The sequence below is a fragment of the Streptomyces triticirhizae genome, assembly GCF_003696235.1.
Lineage (GTDB): Bacteria > Actinomycetota > Actinomycetes > Streptomycetales > Streptomycetaceae > Streptomyces > Streptomyces triticirhizae.
In genome coordinates this window covers 1-20,189 of record NZ_RFFJ01000063.1, presented here as the reverse complement: position 1 = coordinate 20,189, position 20,189 = coordinate 1, and the positions used below count along the sequence as shown (strand labels likewise).

Below are 20,189 nucleotides of genomic sequence, written 5' to 3'. Positions count from 1 at the left end.
ACCTCGGGTGGGGTCAGGGCCGCAGGACCACCTTCCCCATCGTCGCGCGGCTCTCCAGAGCGCGGTGCGCCCCGGCCGCGTCCGCGAGCGGGAACTCCTGGACCAGCGGCACCAGGACGCCGTCCGCGACCAGCGCCAACGCCTCGTCCTCCAGCGTGCGGAGGCGCTCCAACCCGCCGATCCGTTCGAAGAGGGCGGGGCCGAGGGCGGCCTGGGAGGTGATCCCGAGCGCGGCCTGTTCCTCGGGGGAGGGGTTCGCCAACTCGGTGCCGTCGAGGCCAGAGGACGCCGTGCCGTAGGCGACATGGCCGCCGCCGGGGGCCAGCAGGCCGATGGCGGCGCGGGCCCGTTCGCCGCCGACGCCCTCGAAGAGGTGCCGCACGGGGCGCTCGCCGAACGCGGCGCGGACGGCCTCCGGCCAGTCCGGCCGGTCGTAGTCAACGGCGAGGTCGGCGCCGAGCCGGCGCACCACCTCGACCTTGTCCCGACCGCCGGCGGCGCCGATCACCGTGGCCCCCCGGTGCGCGGCGTACTGGACGAGCAGCGAGCCGATGCCGCCGGCCGCCGCCAGCACCAGGACGGTGTCGCCCGGCTCGATCGGGGCGAACCTGAGCAGCCCCATCGTCATCCGGCCCGTGCCGAGCACCGCGATGGCCTGGCTCTCGGAGACGCCGGCGGGGAGCGGGTGCAGCGTGGCCGTGCCCGTGACGGCCAGTTCGGCGTAGCCGCCCGGGACCATGCCGAGGTGGGCGGAGACCCGTTGCCCCAGCCACGAGGGGTCCACGCGCCCCCCGACCGACTCGACCGTGCCGGCGACCTCCCGGCCAGGGATGGTGGGCAGTTCGACGTCCGGCCAGATCCCGCCGGGGGTCACGCCCCGGCGCAGCGCGGCGTCAACGAGGTGCACCCCGGCGGCTGCCACCGCGATCCGCACCTGACCCGGCCCGGGGACGGGGTCGTCGGTCTTCTCGTAGGTCAGGTTCTCCGGGGGGCCGAAGGCGTGGAGTCGGATCGCGTGCATCGTTCTTCCTTTCGTGGCGGGCTGCCGGTGCCTCGCGGACCAGCGGCTTCAGCCTGCTTCTTCAACCGCCCTTGAGGTCAAGAACCGCCCTTGGGGGCAAGGCGATCCCGTCGACGGGCTCACTGTCAGTGGGGCCCGGCAGGATGGGCGGCATGGCGAGCGGAGTCGGAAGTCACGGGGCGAGCGGGGTCGGAAGTGGCAGGGATCGGAGGAGCGGGAGCGACGCGGTGCGAGGGCCCCAGCGGCCGCGGCTCGCGCTGCCCGAGGAGCCGGAGGTCTTCGCCGAGACGGCGCGGCTGGCGGCCGAGGAGGACTACGACGGGGTCGAGTTCGTCTCCCGCGACCTCAGCGGGGCGCGTGCGCCGGGGGCGACGTTTCTCGACTGCGCGCTGCGCGGCTGCGTGCTCGACGGCGCCGTGCTGAAGGGAGCGCGGCTGTTGGACAGCCTGCTCGCCGAGGTGCGCGGGGTCGGCGTCGATCTGCTGGACGCCGAGTTGCGGGACGTGGAGATCAGCGACGCCAGGCTCGGCGGCGCGCAGTGCGGTGGCGCCTCGCTGACCCGGGTGCTGGTGCGCGGCGGGAAGATCGACTATCTGAACCTGCGGCAGGCCCGGCTGGTCGACGTCGTCTTCGAGGGGTGTGTGCTGGTCGAGCCGGACTTCGGCGGGGCGCGGCTGGAGCGGGTGTCCTTCGACGACTGCGAGCTGCGCGGGCCCGATCTCACCGGCGCCACGCTGCGGGACGTGGACCTGCGCGGGGTCTCGGCCTTCGAGCCGGGGCGCGGCGTCGACCGGCTGGCGGGCGCGGTGATCAGCCCGGGACAACTCGTTGAGCTGGCACCGCTGTTGGCGGCCCAGCTCGGGGTGCGGGTGCTGCCCCGTGGCTGAGGCGAGGCGGGCCGGCGCGTTCCGGCGGAGCCCGGGTTCTGCCGGAGGTCGGGGGGAGGGACGGGACTTTCGGCGGTGGTGGTGACGGCGCGCGGCGCCTAGCGTGCGGGCTTCGGGAGGCCCCCGGGTGGCGCCGGGGCGACCGGTGAGGCGGGGTACGGACGGGCGAGAGGAGGCGTGTGCGGTGCGTGAGGACGTGGGCCGGCGCGCCCGTTGGGGCGACGGGTGGCCGTGGCTGGTGGCCGCGCTGTGCGGCACGGCACTCAGCGTGCCGAGCCTGTGGTGGGTGGTGCCCACGGCGGTGGCCTCCTTCGTCGCGGGGCTGCGGCCCGAGCCGGCGAGCCGGACGCGGCAGGCCCTGCTGGCCTTCGGCGTGGCGCTCGCCCTGGGCGTGGTCGCGGTGACGCTGGTGCCGGACTGGATAGCCCGGGGCGGGCGGTTTGTCGCGGTGCTGGTCGGCGGGGCCCTGTTGCCCTGGCTGGTGGGCCGGTTCGTCCGGCAGTACCGGCAGCTGGTGCGGGCCGGCTGGGAGCGCGCCGAGCGGCTGGAACGGGAGCGCGCGCTGGTCGCCGAGCAGGCCCGGCTCCGCGAGCGGGCCAGGATCGCGCAGGACATGCACGACGTGTTGGGCCACGACCTGAGCCTGATAGCGCTGTCGGCGGGCGCCCTCCGGCTCGCGCCCGACCTGCCGGACCGGCACCGCGAGGCCGCCGGGGAGCTGCGGGCCCAGGCGGCGGTGGCCGTCGAGCACCTGGGGGAGGTGGTCAGCCTGCTGCGGGAGGGCGGCGCCACGGTGTCGGCCGGGTCCGGCGGCGCCGAGTCCGAGGAGCACGGGGTGGAGGAGCTGGTGGCGGGCGCCTCGGCGGCCGGGCTCGACGTCACCTGCCGGATCAGCGGTCCGGGGGACGCGCCGCCGGGCGCGGAGCCCGCGCCGCCGGCGCCGGTGGCGCGGGCCGTCGGGCGGGTGGTGCGGGAGGCGCTGACCAACGCGGCCAAGCACGCGCCGGCGGCTTCGGTCGCGGTGACCGTCCGGCGCGGCGCCGACACGACCGAGGTGTGTGTGGTCAACGGTCCTTCGACGGGCGGGGGTTCACGTTCCACGGCCGGTGAGGGGCGGGGCCTGGGCCTGCTCGGGCTGGACGAGCGGGTGCGGCTGCTCGGCGGGTCGCTTCGGCACGGGCCGACCGAGGACGGCGGGTTCCTGGTGGCCGCCCGGCTGCCGCACCATGGTCGGCCGCGCCCGCTGGAGGCCGAGGCGTCGGGGGAGCCCGGCGGGTCCGGGCGGGCGCCGGGGACATCCCGGGTGCGTGGCCGGGCGCGGCGCGGCGTGCGGCGGACCCTCGCCCTGGCCGTGCTCGTTCCGCTGGCGGCGCTCGCGCTGCTCGGGGCCGTGCTGCGCGGCTGGGACGCGCTGCTGCTGCGCGACGCGGTGTTGAACGCGGAGGACTTCGCCCGGCTGCGGGTCGGGCAGGAGCGCGCCGAGATCGCCCCGCTGCTCCCGGAGCGGGAGACCCCGCACCGGCCCAACTCGTCCGTGGGCCCGCCGCCGGCGGGCGCGGACTGTTCCTACTACGCGCTCACCGCCGACCCGCTCGACGACGGCTCGGGCGACGCCTACCGACTCTGCTTCGACGACGAGATCCTGGTGTCAGCCGATGTCCTCAGCCCCTGAGCCCGCCGCGCCCTCCGAGCCGACCGAGCCCCTTCCCGGTGCGGCCGAACCGGTCCGGGTGCTGGTCGCCGACGACGAGCCGCTGATCCGCGCCGGGGTGTGCGCCCTGTTGGCCACCGCCCCCGACCTGGCGGTGGTGGCCGAGGCGGGGGACGGTCGGGAGGCGGTCGAGCTGGTGCGGCGGCATCGCCCCCGGGTGGCCGTGCTGGACATCAGGATGCCGGTGCTGGACGGCATCTCCGCGATGGCGGAGATCCGCCGGACGGCGCCCGCGACGGCCGTGGTGATGTTGACGACCTTCGGCGAGGACGACTACATCATCCGCGCGCTCAGCGAGGGCGCCGCCGGCTTCCTGATCAAGTCGGGCGAGCCCGAGGAGCTGATCGCGGGCGTCCGCGCGGTCGCGGACGGCGCCGCGTATCTCTCACCGAGGGTCGCGGCGCGCGTGGTCGCCCATCTGGCCGCCCAGGGGGCGGGCATGGCCGCCGACCGGAGTGCCGCCAGACGTCGGGTCGCCGCCCTGACCGTTCGGGAGCGTGAGGTGCTGGCCTGCCTCGGCGACGGGCTGTCCAACGCGCAGATCGCCCGGCGGCTGCGCGTGGTCGAGGGGACCGTGAAGGCCCATGTCAGCTCGATTCTCGCGCGGTTGGGGGTGGGCAACCGGGCCGCCGCGGCGGTGTTGGCCCACCGGGCCGGGCTCGCCCCCGAGCCACCTGCGGAAGACCGCTGAGGTCGGCCGGACGGCCGCCGGTCCCAGCGCGAGCAGCACGGCGGCGCTGACCGTGGCGCCCAACGTCGCGCCCGCCAGCACGTCGTGCGGGTAGTGCACCCCGACGGCCACCCGCAGCAGGGCGCCGAGGGCGGCCAGGGGCAGGGTGACGGCGGCCAGCCGGGGCAGCAGTATGGCCAGGCCGACGCCGAGGGCGGCCGCCAGCGTCGAGTGGTTGCTGGGGAAGGACCAGTCGCCCACGGGCGGGCACTCGGCCAGCGCCTCGGCGCCCGGAACGGCCCGGCACGGCCGTTCCTCGTCCACGACCAGCTTCAACGCCTCGCTGATCCCGTACGCGGTCAGCATCCCCACGCCGACGACGATGGCGCCGGCGACCCGGGCCGCGTTGCCCGCGCGGAGTCCGGCGAACCACACCCACAGCAGCACCAGCCCGAGCACGACCAGGGTGCCCTCGGTGGCGATCTCCAGCAGGTGCCCCGACCACGAGGGCAGGTCGGCGACCCACTCCGTGATCGAACGGTAGACGTCCACGGAGGTTCCGCCGACGACGTGCACCGGTTCGTCCGCGCCCAGCCCGCCGGGCGAGAGCCACAGCAGGACCCCCGTCCCCAGGAGCAACGACGCCACGGCGACCGCCAGTCGACGGCCCGCACCGCCGAATTCAGGATCTGTTTCCATGGCAGCTGAACGTAGGCCATCTGACGGCCATATGCCCATGTCGAAGGGTGGGGGTGGACCCCTGACCTTCGTCGGGGGTGCGGCTGACGGCCGTTCGGATGTCCGAAACCTGCCGTTCGCCGGGGCCCGGGGCCGCCGGAAGCTGTGAGATCCCTCACCGGCGCGAGCCGTTCACCGCCGCGGCCCGGCCCGCCTCACCCGGAGCGCGGGGGCGGCACCTGCCGCGACGGCGGCGGAACGTGGGGGACGTCGGGAACGTCCCGCGCCGGCGGAAAGCGCGCGTCCTCCGCCGTGAAATCCTTCGCACCGTGGAATGCGGGACGGCCGTTCATTGTCAACGCCCCCGCCGCTGGGTAGTGTTCGTCGGGTGACTGCCGGGTCGGCCTTGGGCCATCAGCGAGTTGGGTGCCCGGCCTCCGAGTGAGGCCGGCGCGGGTGCGAGGCCCGCCGCCTTCTTTTCTCCTCGTTCTCTTTCTCTCTTCACTTCACGCCTGCCGCGCGCCCGTCCTGAGCTGCGCGCATCGCGGCGTCGAGCCGTTCCACGCGCCTGCGCGCGCCCCTTCGCCGGTGACGGTGCGCGCCTTTTCGTGGAACGGCGAAATCGTCCTGCCCGCATTTCGCCCGGGCGCGACATCCCCATTCGCCAGAGCCTTCAGAGGAATGCCCACATGTCTTCGTCAACCCCCGCCGCCAACTCGTTCAACGAACAGGTCATTCAGGAGTTCCGCGCCCGTGGAGGACGGGTCGGCGGCCCCTTCGAGGGGAGCCGGCTGTTGCTTCTGACCACGCGGGGGGCGCGCACCGGCGCCCCGCGCACCCATCCGCTCGGCTACCTGCCCGACGGCGGCGAACGCCTTCTCGTCATCGCCTCGGCCGGCGGCTCGCCGCGCCATCCCGACTGGTACCACAACGTCCTGGCGCACCCCCAGGTGACGGTCGAGGACGGCCTCTTCACCTACGAGGCGACGGCCGAGGTGCTGCGCGGCGCCGAACGGGACCGGGTCTTCGCCCGTGCCGTCGAGTCCGAACCCGGCTGGGGCGCGTACCAGGAGCGGGCCGGCCGGGTGCTGCCGGTGGTGGCGCTGCGCGCGGCCGGGCTGCCGTGGGCCGGCACCCCGAGCGAGACGATCCGGCGGCTGCACGAGGGCTTCCGACGCGAACTCGCCGCGATCCGGCGGGAGATCGAGGACGCCGACCCGACCGGCCTCGGCGCCCAGCTCAGGGTGAACTGCCTGACCCTCTGTCTCGGCCTGCGCACCCACCACGCCGGAGAGGACGCCGCGATCCTCCCGGCGGTGGAGCGGAGCCACCCGGAGGTGGCGCCCGTCATCCGGCGCCTGCGCGAGGAACACCGGGCCGTGGCCGCGCTCACCGAGCGGCTGCGGGAGGTCGTGAACGGGGGCGGGGCCGACCGCGAGGAGACGGTCGCCACGGTGACGGAGCTGACCGGACGGCTGGAGGCCCATCTCGACTACGAGGAGGAGCACCTGCTGCCCTTCCTGGACGGCTGACCGGCCTCCGGAGGCCGCACGTCGGCCGTGGGCCGGGGCACCGCGCGCCGCTCCTCGGTCGCTGTGTGTGATGTATCGAACGCCGATTGTCAGTGCCGGGTGTTTGACTGTCCTCACCTCGCCGGCGACGGCGCCCACGCCGGCGGGGGAGGCATCCGAGCGGCGCGGGGGGAGTGACCACACGGTGAACGTTCCGAAGGTGGACGGGAGTTGGGACCGTATCGAGCGATGGCTCGCGCGCTGGGCGCCGGTCCACCGGGGTCGTGGGGCAGGGGGAGGGGGTGGTCACGGAGGAGGGGAAGCTGGCATGGGAGTCCGTCTGAGCCGGCTGGCCCGCCGGGCCGGGTTCGTCCGGCCGCCGGCCCGCCGCATCCGCCTGTTGACCTGGAGTGCGCTCCGACTCCTAGCGTGGCCGCATGGCTACGAGCACGACACCACAGCGGAAGATCAACTCGGGGTTCGGCGCGCGCACCAGCGCCTCGGAGGTGCTGCGCGGCATCGACCTCACGGACACCCTCGCCCTGGTCACCGGCGGGTACTCGGGAATCGGGCTGGAGACCACGCGGGCGCTGGTCGGGGCGGGGGCGCGGGTGATCGTCGCTGGCCGCCGGCCGGAGGAGGCGAGGCGGGTCCTCGCGGGGCTGGACCGGGTGGAGGTGGCCGAGGTGGACCTCGGGGACCTGGCCAGCGTCGCCCGGTTCGCCGACGACTTCCTGGCCTCCGGGCGCGCGCTGCCCATCGTGATCAACAACGCGGGCATCATGGCCGCCCCGCTCAGGCGGGTCGGGCCGGGCTGGGAGGCCCAGTTCGCCACCAACCACCTGGGGCACTTCGCCCTGGTCAACCGGCTCTGGCCGGCCATCGCGCGGGCCGAGGGCGCCAGGGTGGTCTCGGTCTCCTCGGCCGGCCACCACGGCTCGGCGATCCGCTGGGAGGACATCCACTTCGAGCGCGGCTACGACAAGTGGCAGGCCTACAGCCAGGCCAAGACGGCCAACGTGCTCTTCGCCGCCCGACTGGACGCGTGGGCACGGGAGTTCGGGGTGCGGGCCTTCTCGCTGCACCCGGGTGCCATCCTCACGCCCCTGCAACGGCACATGACCCGGGAGGAGATGATGGCGGCCGGCTGGGTGGACGCCGAGGGGAACGCGGCGGACCCGACGTTCAAGACGCCGGAGCAGGGCGCGGCCACCCAGGTGTGGGCGGCCACCTCGCCGGCGCTCGCGGGACTCGGTGGCGCCTACTGCGTCGACTGCGACATCGCGGAACCGGAGGACGTGCGGGAGTACGCGCTGGACCCGGAGCAGGCCGAGCGGCTGTGGTCGCTCTCGGCCGAGCTGACGGGGGTCGACGCCTCCGCCGGCTGACCGGTGCGGCGGCGCGGGCTTCGGGCCGGTGGGCCGGCCCGAAGCCGGGCCCGAGGCGGGCCTCAGCCGCCCAGGGCCGGCCCCAACAGCGGCAGCCCGCCGAGAAGTTGACGGGTGTTGGCGCCCTCGCTGAGCTGGCCGGTCAGCAGCCCGGTGGTCACCGGCTGGAAGTCGGCGACCTGGGTGCCCACGGTGTTGCTGAGCGGGTCGGTGCCGGTGTTGGCCAGCGGGTAGAGCTGGAGGTCGAGCGCGGGGTCCACCGCGCTCTTCAGGGCGCCGCCGGTCACCTCTGTGGCGGTGCCCAGGGAGCTTTCGAGGTCCTTGGGCAACACATCGGCGGAGGCGGTGCCGGCGCCCACGGCGAGCAGGGCGCCGGTGGCGGTGGCGGTCAGGGAGGCCAGGCGCAGCGTGCGTGCCGCGCGGGATTGCTGAGTCATGGCACGCACGGTAGTTGGCCGATGGCGGATGGCTCATACCGGTGCGCGGGGATGTCCCCCGAACGAGTAGGGGCACCGGCCCGGGGACAATGGCCGGGTGACACGTGCCTCGCTGGAGAAGCAACCGAAGGACGTCGCCGCCATGTTCGACGCGGTGGCCGCTCGCTACGACCTCACCAACGACATCCTGGCGATGGGCCAGAACCGCCGCTGGCGCAAGGCGGTGGTGCGGGCGGTCGATCCGCGCCCCGGGGAGTGCGTTCTCGACCTCGCGGCCGGCACCGGCACCTCGTCCGAGCCGTTCGCCGCGGCCGGGGCCTTCACGGTGCCCTGCGACTTCAGCCAGGGCATGTTGGCGGCGGGCAAGCGGCGCACGCCGTGGCTGCCGTTCACGGCGGGCGACGCGACCCGACTGCCGTTCGCCGACGACTCGTTCGACGCGGTGACCGTCTCCTTCGGCCTGCGGAACGTCGCCGACCCCGATCTCGCGCTGCGCGAGATGCTGCGGGTGACCAGGCCCGGCGGGCGGCTGGTGGTCTGCGAGTTCAGCCACCCGACCTGGGCCCCGTTCCGCACCGTGTACACCGAGTACCTGATGCGGGCGCTGCCAGCCGTCGCGTCGCGGGTCTCCAGCAGCCCCGACGCCTATGTCTACCTCGCCGAGTCCATTCGCGCCTGGCCCGACCAGCCCGCGCTGGCCCGGCGGGTGCGGGAGGCCGGCTGGGAGCGGCCCGCCTGGCGCGACCTGACGGGCGGCGTCGTGGCCCTCCACCGGGGTTTCAAGCCCGGCGGCGAGTGAGGCTGTTCGGACGGACGGACGGACGGACGGGCGGACGGTTCGGGCCGGTTGAAGGCCACGGTCTCCGGCGCGCCCGTGCCCGCGCGCGCCCGCGTGCTTCCGTGCTCCCGCGCTCCCGTGCGCCTTTCCCCGCCGGCGCGGGGAGGAGATGCGCGGGCGGGAGAAGCCCGGGTCGCCACCGTCCGGGAAGCGCCGCCCCATAGACTCCGAACTGTCTGTCTCTGACGCCGATGGGAGAGCCGAACGTGGCTGAGACCGCCGAGAAGACCCCCTCAGAACACACCGCCGATGTGATTGTCGTGGGGGCCGGGCCGGCTGGCTCGGCCACCGCGTTCCACCTCGCCCAGGCCGGACTTGACGTGCTGCTGCTGGAGAAGACCGCCTTCCCCCGGGAGAAGGTCTGCGGCGACGGCCTCACCCCGCGCGCCACCAAGCAGCTGATCGCCATGGGCATCGACGTCTCCGAGGAGGCCGGCTGGCTGCGGAACAAGGGCCTGCGCATCATCAGCGGCGGGCAGCGCGTCCAGCTGGACTGGCCGGAGTTGGCCTCCTACCCGGACTACGGGCTGGTCCGCAAACGCGACGACTTCGACGAACAGCTGGCCAGGGCCGCCGAGAAGGCCGGCGCCCGGCTCCATGAGCGGGCCAACGTCTCCGGCCCGATCCGCGACGAGCGCACCGGCAGGATCGTCGGCGTCGAGGCGAAGTTGGGCGCGGAGAAGCGCGAGGTCAGCTTCCGCGCCCCGGTCGTGGTGGCGGCCGACGGCAACTCCTCGCGCCTCTCGCTGGCGATGGACCGTCACCGGGACGAGCGCCGCCCGATGGGCGTCGCGGTGCGGACCTACTTCACCAGCCCCCGACACGACGACGACTACCTGGAGTCCTGGCTGGAGCTGTGGGACCGGCGCGGCGGCGGGGAGCGGCTGCTGCCCGGCTACGGCTGGGTCTTCGGGATGGGCGACGGCACCTCCAACGTCGGCCTCGGCGTGCTCAACAGCTCGCCCGCCTTCCGCGACCTGGACTGGCGGGAGGTGCTGCGGGCCTGGTGCGCCGGGATGCCGGAGGAGTGGCAGTTCACCCCCGAGCACATGACGGGCCCGATCCGGGGCGCCGCGCTGCCGATGGCGTTCAACCGCAAGCCGCACTACGGCCGGGGCCTGCTGCTGGTCGGCGACGCGGGTGGTCTGGTCAACCCGTTCAACGGCGAGGGCATCGCCTACGCCATGGAGTCCGGGCGCATCGCCGCCGAGGTGATCAGCCAGGCGCTGGCCCGGGGGACCGCCAACCAGCGGGAGTTGGCGCTGCTCGGCTACCCCAAGGTGCTCAGGGAGACCTACGGCGGGTACTACACGATGGGCCGCGCCTTCGTGAAGATCATCGGCAATCCCCGGGTGATGAAGCTCGCCGCCCAGCGGGGGCTGAGCCACCCGATGCTGATGCGCTTCCTGCTGAAGCTGCTGGCCAACCTGACCGATCCGCAGGGCGGCGACGCCACCGACCGCGTGATCAACGGCCTGACGAAGCTGACGCCCCGGGCGTAGGCGCGGGGGTGATCGGGGCGGGGTGATCGGCGCCGGGCGCCGATCACGGTTCGGGGGCTGGCCCTTCCGGGCCGGCCCGGGGCCGTTCCGGCCGCTGTGAACGGTGGGGGTGCCGCACCGCTCGGCGCCCGGCCCGATGGTCAACGTCGAGTCGGGGGCGGCGGCTTGGCCGGTCCGTCGGCCGGGTGGCTGGCGGCCCGGCCGGCTGGTTCGTCAACGGCGCGCCCGAACCGCTGACCTGGCGCGCACGTCCGTCGGCCGACGGACGCCGGGGCCGTCTACACCGTGCCCCGGGCGCCGAACCCGCAGTTTCGCGCCGCCGGCGCGGCACGGCACGCGCCCATCGCGCGCCCCGCTTCCGCGCCTCCGGCGCCCCGCTTCCGCGCCTCCGGCGCCCCGCTTCCGCGCCTCCGGCGCCTCGCGCCGGAGACGGTCCGCGTCAGAGGACGCGGACCGCGCCCGAGGGGGCGTCGTAGCTGAGGTCCCGCTCCACCACGCCCGTTGAGGCGTTCTGGGCGCCGATGAACGTGCCGTTCCCGGTGTAGATCGCCACGTGGTAGGCGCTGCCCGGGCTGGAGCCCCACCACAGGATGTCGCCTGGCTGGAGGGCGTCGAGGGAGACCTGGGTTCCGGCGGCGGCCTGGTCGCCGGAGACGCGGGGCAGGGAGACGCCCACGTATTGGAACGCGGCCTGCACCAGCCCGGAGCAGTCCCAGCTGTCCGGCCCGGTCCCGCCCATCACATAGGCGTCGCCGAGCTGGGAGCGGGCGAAGTCGAGGACCGCCGCCGCGCCGCCTGAGGGCGCGGGCGCGGAGAGGGTGCTGACCTCGGGGGAGTTGGCGGACTCGGCGGCCGACTCGTTCGCCGCCTCCTCGGCGGCGGCGCGCTCCTCGGCCTCGGCCCGTGCCGCCTCCTCGGCGGCCCGGCGCGCCGCGGCCTCCTCGGCGGCGCGCTGTTCGGCCGCCTCGCGCTGTTCGGCGGCCTCGCGCTGCGCGGCGACGATGGCGCGTTCCTGGGCCCAGGCGAGGGCCCGTTGCTGCTCGGTGTGGGTGGCCAGGTCCTCGGTGGCCTGGGCGGCGCGGGCGCTGCTGGTGGCCAGGGCGGCGCTCACCACGGGCAGTTCGCCGGTGGACTCGGCGGGCTGCTCGGTCGCGGAGGCGGGGCCGGCCGTGCCGGTGACCGCGACCGTGCCGACCACGCCGGAGAGGACGCCGCCGCGTATCAGGCGCAGGCCAACTGTGCGGGAGGTCCGGGGTTTGCGGTGCCGACCTCGGTAACGGATTGGGGACATGAGGACATTGGCTATCAGCCATCGGGCTTTCAACTCAATCGCCGTGGTATCGGCCACATTCGACGTGTACGCGACGAGTTCGCGGCCCATATGCCCGAAGTGTCGGTTCGCCGGGAAGTTGATCTTTAGCGCCAATTCACCGCGCTGTCCTGCGGATTGTCCGATTCTCGCGCATCGACGGAGGGGCTAACACGCGGAACCCTCGGGAATCAATGTTGCCCACTCGTTACCGATTCGCGCTGTGGTGGACCTCACGCCCGTGGTACGCGCACAACGTCAGCCCCACCACTGGTCGTAGGCGAGCCGCCCGACCAACGCGACGACCACCACCAGCAGCACGATCCGGACGAAGCCGCTGCCCCGCCGCAGCGCCATGCGGGCGCCCGTCCAGCCGCCCGCCATGTTGAACAGGGCCATGGCGGGCGCGAGTTGCCACAGCACCGTGCCGTGGCCGGCGAAGACGGCCAGCGCGCCCAGGTTTGTACCGACGTTCACGATCTTCGCGGTCGCGGTCGCGCGCAGCATCGACATGCGCAACAGGCCGACCAGGCCGATCACCAGGAAGGTCCCGGTGCCCGGCCCGATCAGCCCGTCGTAGAACCCGATGCCCACGCCCACCAACAACAGCGCGCCCACCCTGCGGGCGACCGAGGGCGGCGGCCCCGCTCCCTCGTCGGCCAGCCCGAAGCGCGGCCTGAGCACCACGAACGCCGCCACCCCCAACAGCACGACCATGATCAGGGGTTGCAGCGCCTCCTTCTCCACCGCCGAGGCGAACAGCGCGCCGCCCGCCGCCGAGAGCAGCGCCAGGCCGCCCAGTCGCAGCGCCAACGCCCGGTCGAGCGGCGCCTTTCGGGCATAGGTGACGGCCGCGATGGAGGTTCCGGTGACGGCGACCGCCTTGTTGGTGCCCAACGCGTACGTCGGGGGGCTGTCCGGGAGGCCGAGCAGCAGGGCCGGAAGCAACAGCAGCCCGCCGCCGCCGACCACCGCGTCGATCCACCCGGCGAGCGCCGCCGCGAGGCACAGCAGCACGGCCGTGGTGAGGGTTATGTCTGACACGTGGGGTCACCCTAAGTTGACGGCCGCGCCTCGTCGAACCCGCCCGGGTGCGCGTCCGTGTCTCCCCGACACCGCTCTGACCTGCGCCATAGCACCGCGATATGTCTTTCGCGAATTTGCTTGGCGGCTACACCAAGTGATAGGCGGCCGCCCGTCGGACGCCCCGCCAGATCGCCAGATAACCGTCGTAATCAGCACATGGTCGCCGTGCCGCGACGTGGAGTGAAACGTCCGTCCCCGTGGCCCGTTGGCGGAAAGGGGCGGGTGGGAGAGATCACAGACTTGATGGGGGACCCCGTGTCGAAGGTCACAGGCCTACGGGCATAGGATGGCGCGCAGCCTTGTGAACTGACTCACATAGCGATGATCTTCGTGGTAGCGCAGTCGCCGACGACTGGAAGGAGCGAGGTGGCGTGAACGCGTATGTGCCGATCCTCGTACTTGGGGCCCTAGCAGCGGGATTCGCCGTCTTCTCCGTGGTCGCAGCCGCGTTGATCGGCCCCCGGCGCTACAACCGCGCCAAGTTGGCCGCGTACGAGTGCGGTATCGAGCCCACCCCGCAGCCGGCCGACGGCGGTCGTTTCCCCGTCAAGTACTACCTGACGGCGATGCTGTTCATCATCTTCGACATCGAGATCGTCTTCCTCTATCCGTGGGCCGTGCAGTTCGACGCCCTCGGGATGTTCGGCCTCGTGCAGATGCTGGTCTTCGTCGGCCTGATCGGCGTCGCCTACGCCTACGACTGGCGACGGGGAGGCCTGGAGTGGGACTGAGGACTCCGGATCGACGACCACGACGACGCGAGGAAGGGCACTGACAACATGGGCCTCGAAGAGAAGATCCCCAGCGGGTTCCTGCTCAGCACCGTCGAGCAGATGGCCGGCCTGGCCAGGAAGTCCTCCATCTTCCCCGCCACCTTCGGACTGGCCTGCTGCGCCATCGAGATGATGACCACCGGCGCCGGCCGCTACGACCTGGCGCGCTTCGGCATGGAGGTCTTCCGAGGCTCGCCGCGCCAGGCCGACCTGATGATCGTCGCGGGACGGGTCAGCCAGAAGATGGCGCCCGTCCTCCGCCAGGTCTACGACCAGATGGCCAACCCCAAGTGGGTCATCTCGATGGGCGTCTGCGCCTCGTCCGGCGGCATGTTCAACAACTACGCGATCGTCCAGGGCGTCGACCACATCGTCCCCGTGGACATCTACCTGCCCGGCTGCCCGCCGCGCCCCGAGATGCTCATGGACGCGATCATCAAGCTCCACGCCAAGATCCGCGAGGAGAAGCTCGGCGTCAACCGCGAGCAGGCGGCCCGCGAGGCCGAGGAGGCCGCGCTGAACGCCGTGCCCACCATCGAGTTGAAGGGCCTGCTGCGGTGAGCGCCCAGGGCGACGCGAACCGACGCGTGAACGAGGACGAGAGCGCGAACGTGAACGAGAACACGAGCACAAGCGGCGTCCCCGCGCCCCGGGGCGAGGGCGAGCCCATCGCGCGCCGGCGCGGCATGTTCGGCGCCAACAACGGCGGGGACACCAGCGGTTACGGCGGTCTCGCCAGGACCGTCCGGATGCCCGGCGCCAGCCAGCGCCCCTACGGCGGCTACTTCGACGAGGTGGCCGACGAGTTGGAGGGCGCGCTGGAGGAGCAGGGCGTCGACCCCGAGGCGGCCATCGAGAAGACCGTGGTGGACCGGGGCGAGATCACCTTCCACATCGCCCGCGAGCACCTGCCGGTGGTCTGCCGCACCCTCCGCGACGACCCGGCGCTCCGCTTCGAGCTGTGCACCGGAGTGAGCGCCGTGCACAACCCCGAGGACACCGGACGCGAGCTGCACGCGGTGTACCACCTGCGGTCGTTGACCCACGGGCGGCTGATCCGCCTGGAGGTCAGCGTGCCCGACAGCGACCCCCACCTGCCGTCGGTCGTCGAGACCTACCCGACCAACGACTGGCACGAGCGCGAGGCGTACGACTTCTTCGGGCTCGTCTTCGACGGGCACCCGGCGCTCACCCGGATCATGATGCCCGACGACTGGCAGGGCTTCCCGCAGCGCAAGGACTACCCGCTCGGCGGCATCCCCGTCGAGTACAAGGGCGCCCAGATCCCGGCACCCGACCAGCGGAGGTCGTACAGCTGATGACCACACACGCCACCCGGCCCGCCGAGGCCAGGGAGACCACCGAAGGCACGGTCTACACCGTCACCGGCGGCGACTGGGACGAGTTCGCCGCCGCCGTCGAGTCCGCCGACGACGAGCGGATCGTCGTCAACATGGGTCCCCAACACCCGTCCACGCACGGCGTGTTGCGGCTGATCCTGGAGATCGACGGCGAGACGGTCACCGAGGCGCGCGCCGGCATCGGGTACCTGCACACCGGGATCGAGAAGAACCTGGAGTACCGCACCTGGTCCCAGGGCCCCACCTTCGTCACGCGCATGGACTACCTCACGCCGTTCTTCAACGAGGCGGCGTACTGCCTGGGCGTGGAGAAGCTGCTCGGCATCACCGACGACATCCCGGACCGGGCCAGCGTCATCAGGGTCCTCCTGATGGAACTGAACCGCCTCTCCTCGCACTTCGTGGCGATCGCCACCGGCGGCATGGAACTGGGCGCCACCACCGTGATGATCTACGGCTTCCGCGACCGCGAGCTGTGCCTGGACATCTTCGAGCTGATCACCGGCCTGCGGATGAACCACGCCTACATCCGCCCCGGCGGCCTCGCCCAGGACCTGCCGCCCGGCGCGGTGGACGCGCTGCGCGAGTTCGTGAAGACCATGCGGAAGAACCTGCCGGAGTACGACAAGCTCTGTACGGGCAACCCGGTCTTCAAGGCCCGCCTGAAGGACGTCGGTTACCTCGACCTCGCCGGCGCGCTGGCGCTCGGCGCCACCGGCCCCATCCTGCGCTCCGCCGGCCTGCCGCACGACCTGCGCAAGTCCGACCCGTACTGCGGCTACGAGACCTACGACTTCGAGGTCCCCACCACCGACACCTGCGACTCCTACGGCCGGTTCCTGCTGCGCCTGGAGGAGATGCGCCAGTCGCTGCGGATCGTCGAGCAGTGCATCGACCGGCTGGAGCCGGGCCCGGTGATGGTCGCCGACAAGAAGATCGCCTGGCCCGCCCAACTCGCCCTCGGCCCCGACGGCCTGGGCAACTCGCTGGACCACATCAAGAACATCATGGGCACCTCCATGGAGGCCCTGATCCACCACTTCAAGCTGGTTACCGAGGGCTTCCGGGTCCCGGCCGGCCAGGTCTACACGGCGGTCGAGTCCGCCAAGGGCGAGCTGGGCGTGCACATGGTCTCCGACGGCGGCACCCGCCCCTACCGCGTGCACTTCCGCGACCCGTCCTTCACCAACCTCCAGTCCATGGCGGCGATGTGCGAGGGCGGCATGGTCGCCGACGTCATCGTCGCGGTGGCGTCCATCGACCCCGTGATGGGAGGCGTTGACCGATGACCGCCACCGCTGAGGGCCACGGGGTGCCGCTGGGGATGCCCCAACTCCCCGCGCCCGCCTACCCGGACGACGTCCGCGCCCGGCTGGAGGCCGACGCCGCCGAGGTCGTCGCCCGCTACCCGGACAGCCGCTCCGCGCTGCTGCCGCTGCTGCACCTGGTGCAGTCCGAGGAGGGCTATGTCACGCCCACCGGGATGCGGTTCTGCGCCGAGGTGCTCGGGCTGACCACGGCCGAGGTGACGGCCGTCGCCACGTTCTACTCGATGTACCGGCGTCGCCCCTCCGGCGACTACCAGGTCGGCGTCTGCACCAACACGCTCTGCGCGGTGCTCGGCGGCGACGCCATCTTCGAGGCGCTCCAGGAGCACCTCGGGGTCGGCAACGGCGAGACCACCGAGGACGGCAAGGTCACGCTGGAGCACATCGAGTGCAACGCGGCCTGCGACTTCGCGCCGGTGCTCATGGTCAACTGGGAGTTCTTCGACAACCAGACCGTCGAGTCCGCCAAGCGGCTCGTCGACCGGCTGCGCGCCGGCGAGGAGGTCGCCCCGACCCGGGGCGCCCCGCTCTGCGACTTCAAGCGCACCGCCCGCATCCTCGCCGGCTTCCCCGACGAGCGGCCCGGCGCGGTCGCCGCCGGCGGCAGCGCGGGACCGGCCTCCCTGGCGGGCCTCAGGCTCGCCAAGGGCGAGGAGGGCCCGCGCTCCGTGGTCGCCCCCCGGCACCCGAACGTGCCCGACCAGGAGGAGCCGGCCGGCCACCCCAGCTCCCATGACGCCCCCCAGCAGACTTCGGCCTCGGACCCGGAACACCCCGCAGGGCCCACCGCCGAGGAGGGTGAGTGATGACCGTGACCTCCGACGACATGCGGCAGACGAGTCCCCAGAAGCTGCTGTCCCCGGTGCTCTCCGCGTTCTGGGACCAGCCCAACTCCTGGACCCTGGAGGTCTATCGGGAGCACGGCGGCTACCGGGGCCTGGGCAAGGCGCTGGCGATGGCCCCCGACGACGTCATCGCCTATGTGAAGGAGGCGGGGCTGCGCGGCCGGGGCGGCGCGGGCTTCCCGACCGGGATGAAGTGGCAGTTCATCCCGCAGGGCGACAACAAGCCGCACTACCTGGTGGTCAACGCGGACGAGTCCGAGCCCGGGACCTGCAAGGACATCCCGCTGCTCTACGCCAACCCGCACTCCCTCATCGAGGGCATCATCATCGCCTGCCACGCGATCCGCTCGAACCACGCCTTCATCTATCTGCGGGGCGAGGTCGTGCCCGTGCTGCGCCGGCTCCAGTCGGCCGTGGCCGAGGCGCACGCCGCCGGCTACCTGGGCAAGGGCGCGCTCGGCGAGGGCGGTGACCTGGAGATCACCGTGCACGCGGGCGCCGGCGCCTACATCTGCGGCGAGGAGACCGCGCTGCTGGACTCCCTGGAGGGTCGTCGCGGACAGCCCAGGCTGCGTCCTCCCTTCCCCGCCGTGGCGGGCCTGTACGCCTGCCCCACCGTGGTGAACAACGTCGAGTCCATCGCGTCGGTTCCCGCCATCATCGACCAGGGCAAGGACTGGTTCCGCTCGATGGGCAGCGAGAAGTCCCCCGGCTTCACGCTCTACTCGCTCTCCGGACACGTCGCCAGGCCGGGCCAGTACGAGGCACCGCTCGGCATCACCCTGCGCGAACTGCTCCAGCTCAGCGGCGGGATGCGCCCGGGACACCGCCTCAAGTTCTGGACGCCCGGCGGCTCGTCGACCCCGCTGCTGACCGACGAACACCTCGACGTCCCGCTGGACTACGAGGGCGTCGGCGCCGCCGGCTCCATGCTGGGCACCAAGGCCCTCCAGTGCTTCGACGAGACCACCTGCGTGGTCCGCGCCGTCACCCGCTGGACCGAGTTCTACGCGCACGAGTCCTGCGGCAAGTGCACGCCCTGCCGCGAGGGCACCTACTGGCTGGTCCAGTTGATGCGCGACATCGAGGCAGGCAAGGCCCTGCTCAGCGACCTGGACAAGATCGCGGACATCGCCGACAACATCAACGGCAAGTCGTTCTGCGCCCTCGGCGACGGCGCGGCCAGCCCGATCTTCTCCTCGCTCAAGTACTTCCGCGCCGAGTACGAACAGCACATCACCGAGCGCGGCTGCCCCTTCGACCCCGCCAAGTCCACCGCCTGGTCGGACAGCGCAACCCCCCAGGAGGTGAACGCATGACGGTCACCACCGACGCCAAGAGCGGTGGTGGGCAGGCAGCCAGGCCGCCCGCGACCGATCTGGTCACCCTGACCATCGACGGCATCGAGATCTCCGTGCCCAAGGGCACCCTGGTCATCAGGGCCGCCGAGCAACTCGGCATCGAGATCCCCCGGTTCTGCGACCACCCGCTGCTGGACCCGGCCGGCGCCTGCCGGCAGTGCATCGTCGAGGTCGAGGGCCAGCGCAAGCCGATGGCCTCGTGCACCATCACCTGCACCGAGGGCATGGTGGTCCGCACCCAACTCACCTCGCGGGTCGCCGAGAAGGCCCAGCGCGGCGTGATGGAGCTGCTGCTCATCAACCACCCGCTCGACTGTCCGGTCTGCGACAAGGGCGGCGAGTGCCCCCTCCAGAACCAGGCGATGTCGACGGGCGACCCGGAGAGCCGCTTCGACGGGGTCAAGCGCACCTTCGCCAAGCCGGTCCCGATCTCCGCCCAGGTGCTCCTGGACCGCGAACGCTGCGTGCTGTGCGCCCGCTGCACCCGCTTCTCCAACCAGGTCGCCGGCGACCCGATGATCGAACTCCTGGAACGCGGCGCCCTCCAGCAGGTCGGCACCGGCGAGGGCGACCCGCTGGAGTCGTACTTCTCCGGCAACACCATCCAGATCTGCCCGGTCGGCGCGCTGACCTCGGCCGCCTACCGCTTCCGCTCCCGCCCGTTCGACCTGGTCTCCTCGCCCAGCGTCTGCGAGCACTGCGCCGGCGGCTGCGCCACCCGCACCGACCACCGGCGCGGCAAGGTGATGCGCCGGCTGGCCGCCGAGGACCCACAGGTCAACGAGGAGTGGATCTGCGACAAGGGCCGCTTCGCGTTCCGCTACGCCCAGCGCCCCGACCGGCTCACCACCCCGCTGGTGCGGAACGCCGAGACCGGCGAACTCGCCCCCGCCAGCTGGCCGGAGGCGCTGCGCGCCGCCGCCGAGGGGCTGGCCGGCGCGCGGGAGCGGTCCGCCGTGCTCACCGGCGGCCGGCTGACGGTCGAGGACACCTACGCCTACGCCAAGTTCGCGCGGGTCGCCCTCGCCACCAACGACATCGACTTCCGCGCCCGGGTGCACAGCGCCGAGGAGGCCGCGTTCCTGGCCAGCCAGGTCGCCGGCCACGGCGTCGACCTCGACGGCGACGGCGTCGACTACGCCACGCTGGAGGCCGCGCCGGCCGTGCTGCTCGTCGGCTTCGAGTCCGAGGAGGAGGCGCCCGGCGTCTTCCTGCGGCTGCGCAAGGCGCACCGCAAGCGCGGCCAGCGGATCTTCTCCATCGCCAGCCACATCACCCGTGGCCTGGCCAAGACCAACGGCACCCTGCTGCCGGCCGCCCCCGGCACCGAGCCCGACTGGCTGGACGCGCTGGCCGGTTCGGACCCGGCGCTGGGCACCGAGGGCCGGGCCGCCGCCGAGGCGCTGCGCGCCTCCGGCGCGCTGATCGTGGTCGGCGAGCGGCTCGCCGGGGTCGCCGGCGGCTACACGGCGGCCGTGGCCGC

At 73.0% G+C, this 20,189-nt stretch carries 18 protein-coding genes and 1 pseudogene; 14 read left to right on the top strand and 5 right to left on the bottom strand.

The window, feature by feature from the left end; translation table 11 throughout:
• Nucleotides 1-13 precede the first annotated feature (13 nt).
• On the bottom strand, nt 14-1,021 hold the full coding sequence (locus EBN88_RS13560) for a zinc-binding dehydrogenase (RefSeq protein WP_122184117.1): 1,008 nt from the start codon (nt 1,019-1,021) through the stop codon (nt 14-16).
• A gap of 227 nt (nt 1,022-1,248) precedes the next feature.
• Between EBN88_RS13560 and EBN88_RS13555 the strand changes: the two genes are divergently transcribed.
• From EBN88_RS13555 to EBN88_RS13545, 3 genes are all read left to right on the top strand, one after another.
• Nucleotides 1,249-1,908 carry a pentapeptide repeat-containing protein gene (locus EBN88_RS13555; RefSeq protein ID WP_325052748.1) on the top strand — a complete coding sequence of 220 codons (660 nt, stop codon included), beginning with the start codon at nt 1,249-1,251 and terminating at the stop codon, nt 1,906-1,908.
• Nucleotides 1,909-2,092: 184 nt separating this feature from the next.
• A complete protein-coding gene (locus EBN88_RS13550) occupies nt 2,093-3,580 on the top strand; it encodes a sensor histidine kinase (protein WP_233580650.1) in 1,488 nt (495 codons plus the stop codon).
• Nucleotides 3,564-4,310: a response regulator gene (locus EBN88_RS13545; RefSeq protein WP_122184115.1), complete on the top strand. Its 747-nt coding sequence runs from the start codon at nt 3,564-3,566 to the stop codon at nt 4,308-4,310. Before EBN88_RS13550 ends, EBN88_RS13545 begins: the two co-directional genes overlap by 17 nt.
• On the opposite strand, the pseudogene EBN88_RS32810 reads toward EBN88_RS13545, so the two are convergent.
• Nucleotides 4,266-4,988: pseudogene (locus EBN88_RS32810) on the bottom strand (phosphatase PAP2 family protein); the annotation flags it as partial. The gene EBN88_RS13545 and the pseudogene EBN88_RS32810 sit on opposite strands and share 45 nt — an antisense overlap.
• Nucleotides 4,989-5,656: 668 nt before the next feature.
• Here EBN88_RS32810 and EBN88_RS13535 point away from each other — a divergent pair.
• Complete coding sequence (locus EBN88_RS13535; RefSeq protein WP_122184114.1) at nt 5,657-6,499, top strand: nitroreductase/quinone reductase family protein; 843 nt, start codon at nt 5,657-5,659, stop codon at nt 6,497-6,499.
• Between the two features lie 416 nt (nt 6,500-6,915).
• The gene (locus tag EBN88_RS13530; RefSeq protein ID WP_122184113.1) at nt 6,916-7,866 is read left to right on the top strand and encodes an SDR family NAD(P)-dependent oxidoreductase; all 951 of its coding nucleotides are present in this window, start codon (nt 6,916-6,918) and stop codon (nt 7,864-7,866) included.
• Between the two features lie 62 nt (nt 7,867-7,928).
• Here the strand turns inward: EBN88_RS13530 and EBN88_RS13525 are convergent, their stop codons facing one another.
• Complete coding sequence (locus tag EBN88_RS13525; protein ID WP_122184112.1) at nt 7,929-8,303, bottom strand: hypothetical protein; 375 nt, start codon at nt 8,301-8,303, stop codon at nt 7,929-7,931.
• Nucleotides 8,304-8,400: 97 nt separating this feature from the next.
• Between EBN88_RS13525 and EBN88_RS13520 the strand changes: the two genes are divergently transcribed.
• Both EBN88_RS13520 and EBN88_RS13515 read left to right on the top strand, forming a co-directional pair.
• Nucleotides 8,401-9,102 (top strand): demethylmenaquinone methyltransferase, encoded by a 702-nt coding sequence (locus EBN88_RS13520; protein ID WP_122184111.1) that lies wholly within the window; start codon nt 8,401-8,403, stop codon nt 9,100-9,102.
• Between the two features lie 230 nt (nt 9,103-9,332).
• Nucleotides 9,333-10,643: a geranylgeranyl reductase family protein gene (locus EBN88_RS13515; protein WP_122184110.1), complete on the top strand. Its 1,311-nt coding sequence runs from the start codon at nt 9,333-9,335 to the stop codon at nt 10,641-10,643.
• Nucleotides 10,644-11,082: 439 nt separating this feature from the next.
• Here EBN88_RS13515 and EBN88_RS13510 read toward each other — a convergent pair whose 3' ends face one another.
• Together EBN88_RS13510 and EBN88_RS13505 are read right to left on the bottom strand one after the other, a co-directional pair.
• Nucleotides 11,083-11,934, bottom strand: a complete 852-nt coding sequence (locus EBN88_RS13510) for a C40 family peptidase (protein ID WP_122184109.1) — start codon at nt 11,932-11,934, stop codon at nt 11,083-11,085.
• A 276-nt stretch (nt 11,935-12,210) separates the two neighbouring features.
• On the bottom strand, nt 12,211-12,996 hold the full coding sequence (locus EBN88_RS13505) for a sulfite exporter TauE/SafE family protein (protein ID WP_122184108.1): 786 nt from the start codon (nt 12,994-12,996) through the stop codon (nt 12,211-12,213).
• A 413-nt stretch (nt 12,997-13,409) separates the two neighbouring features.
• Here EBN88_RS13505 and EBN88_RS13500 point away from each other — a divergent pair, with 413 nt between their 5' ends.
• The 7 genes from EBN88_RS13500 to EBN88_RS13470 all read left to right on the top strand — a co-directional run.
• Nucleotides 13,410-13,769 (top strand): NADH-quinone oxidoreductase subunit A, encoded by a 360-nt coding sequence (locus EBN88_RS13500; protein ID WP_122184107.1) that lies wholly within the window; start codon nt 13,410-13,412, stop codon nt 13,767-13,769.
• Between the two features lie 48 nt (nt 13,770-13,817).
• Nucleotides 13,818-14,372 (top strand): NuoB/complex I 20 kDa subunit family protein, encoded by a 555-nt coding sequence (locus tag EBN88_RS13495; protein WP_122184106.1) that lies wholly within the window; start codon nt 13,818-13,820, stop codon nt 14,370-14,372.
• Nucleotides 14,373-14,422: 50 nt separating this feature from the next.
• The gene (locus EBN88_RS13490; protein ID WP_233580649.1) at nt 14,423-15,130 is read left to right on the top strand and encodes an NADH-quinone oxidoreductase subunit C; all 708 of its coding nucleotides are present in this window, start codon (nt 14,423-14,425) and stop codon (nt 15,128-15,130) included.
• Nucleotides 15,127-16,461: an NADH-quinone oxidoreductase subunit D gene (locus tag EBN88_RS13485; RefSeq protein ID WP_122184124.1), complete on the top strand. Its 1,335-nt coding sequence runs from the start codon at nt 15,127-15,129 to the stop codon at nt 16,459-16,461. The genes EBN88_RS13490 and EBN88_RS13485 overlap by 4 nt, the downstream gene beginning before the upstream one ends.
• Nucleotides 16,458-17,306: an NADH-quinone oxidoreductase subunit NuoE gene (gene nuoE / locus EBN88_RS13480; RefSeq protein WP_122184105.1), complete on the top strand. Its 849-nt coding sequence runs from the start codon at nt 16,458-16,460 to the stop codon at nt 17,304-17,306. Before EBN88_RS13485 ends, nuoE begins: the two co-directional genes overlap by 4 nt.
• Complete coding sequence (gene nuoF, locus EBN88_RS13475; RefSeq protein ID WP_122184104.1) at nt 17,306-18,664, top strand: NADH-quinone oxidoreductase subunit NuoF; 1,359 nt, start codon at nt 17,306-17,308, stop codon at nt 18,662-18,664. The genes nuoE and nuoF overlap by 1 nt, the downstream gene beginning before the upstream one ends.
• Nucleotides 18,661-20,189 (top strand): NADH-quinone oxidoreductase subunit G (locus tag EBN88_RS13470; RefSeq protein WP_122184103.1); only part of this gene is annotated, 1,529 nt, incomplete at its 3' end. The genes nuoF and EBN88_RS13470, both read left to right, overlap by 4 nt.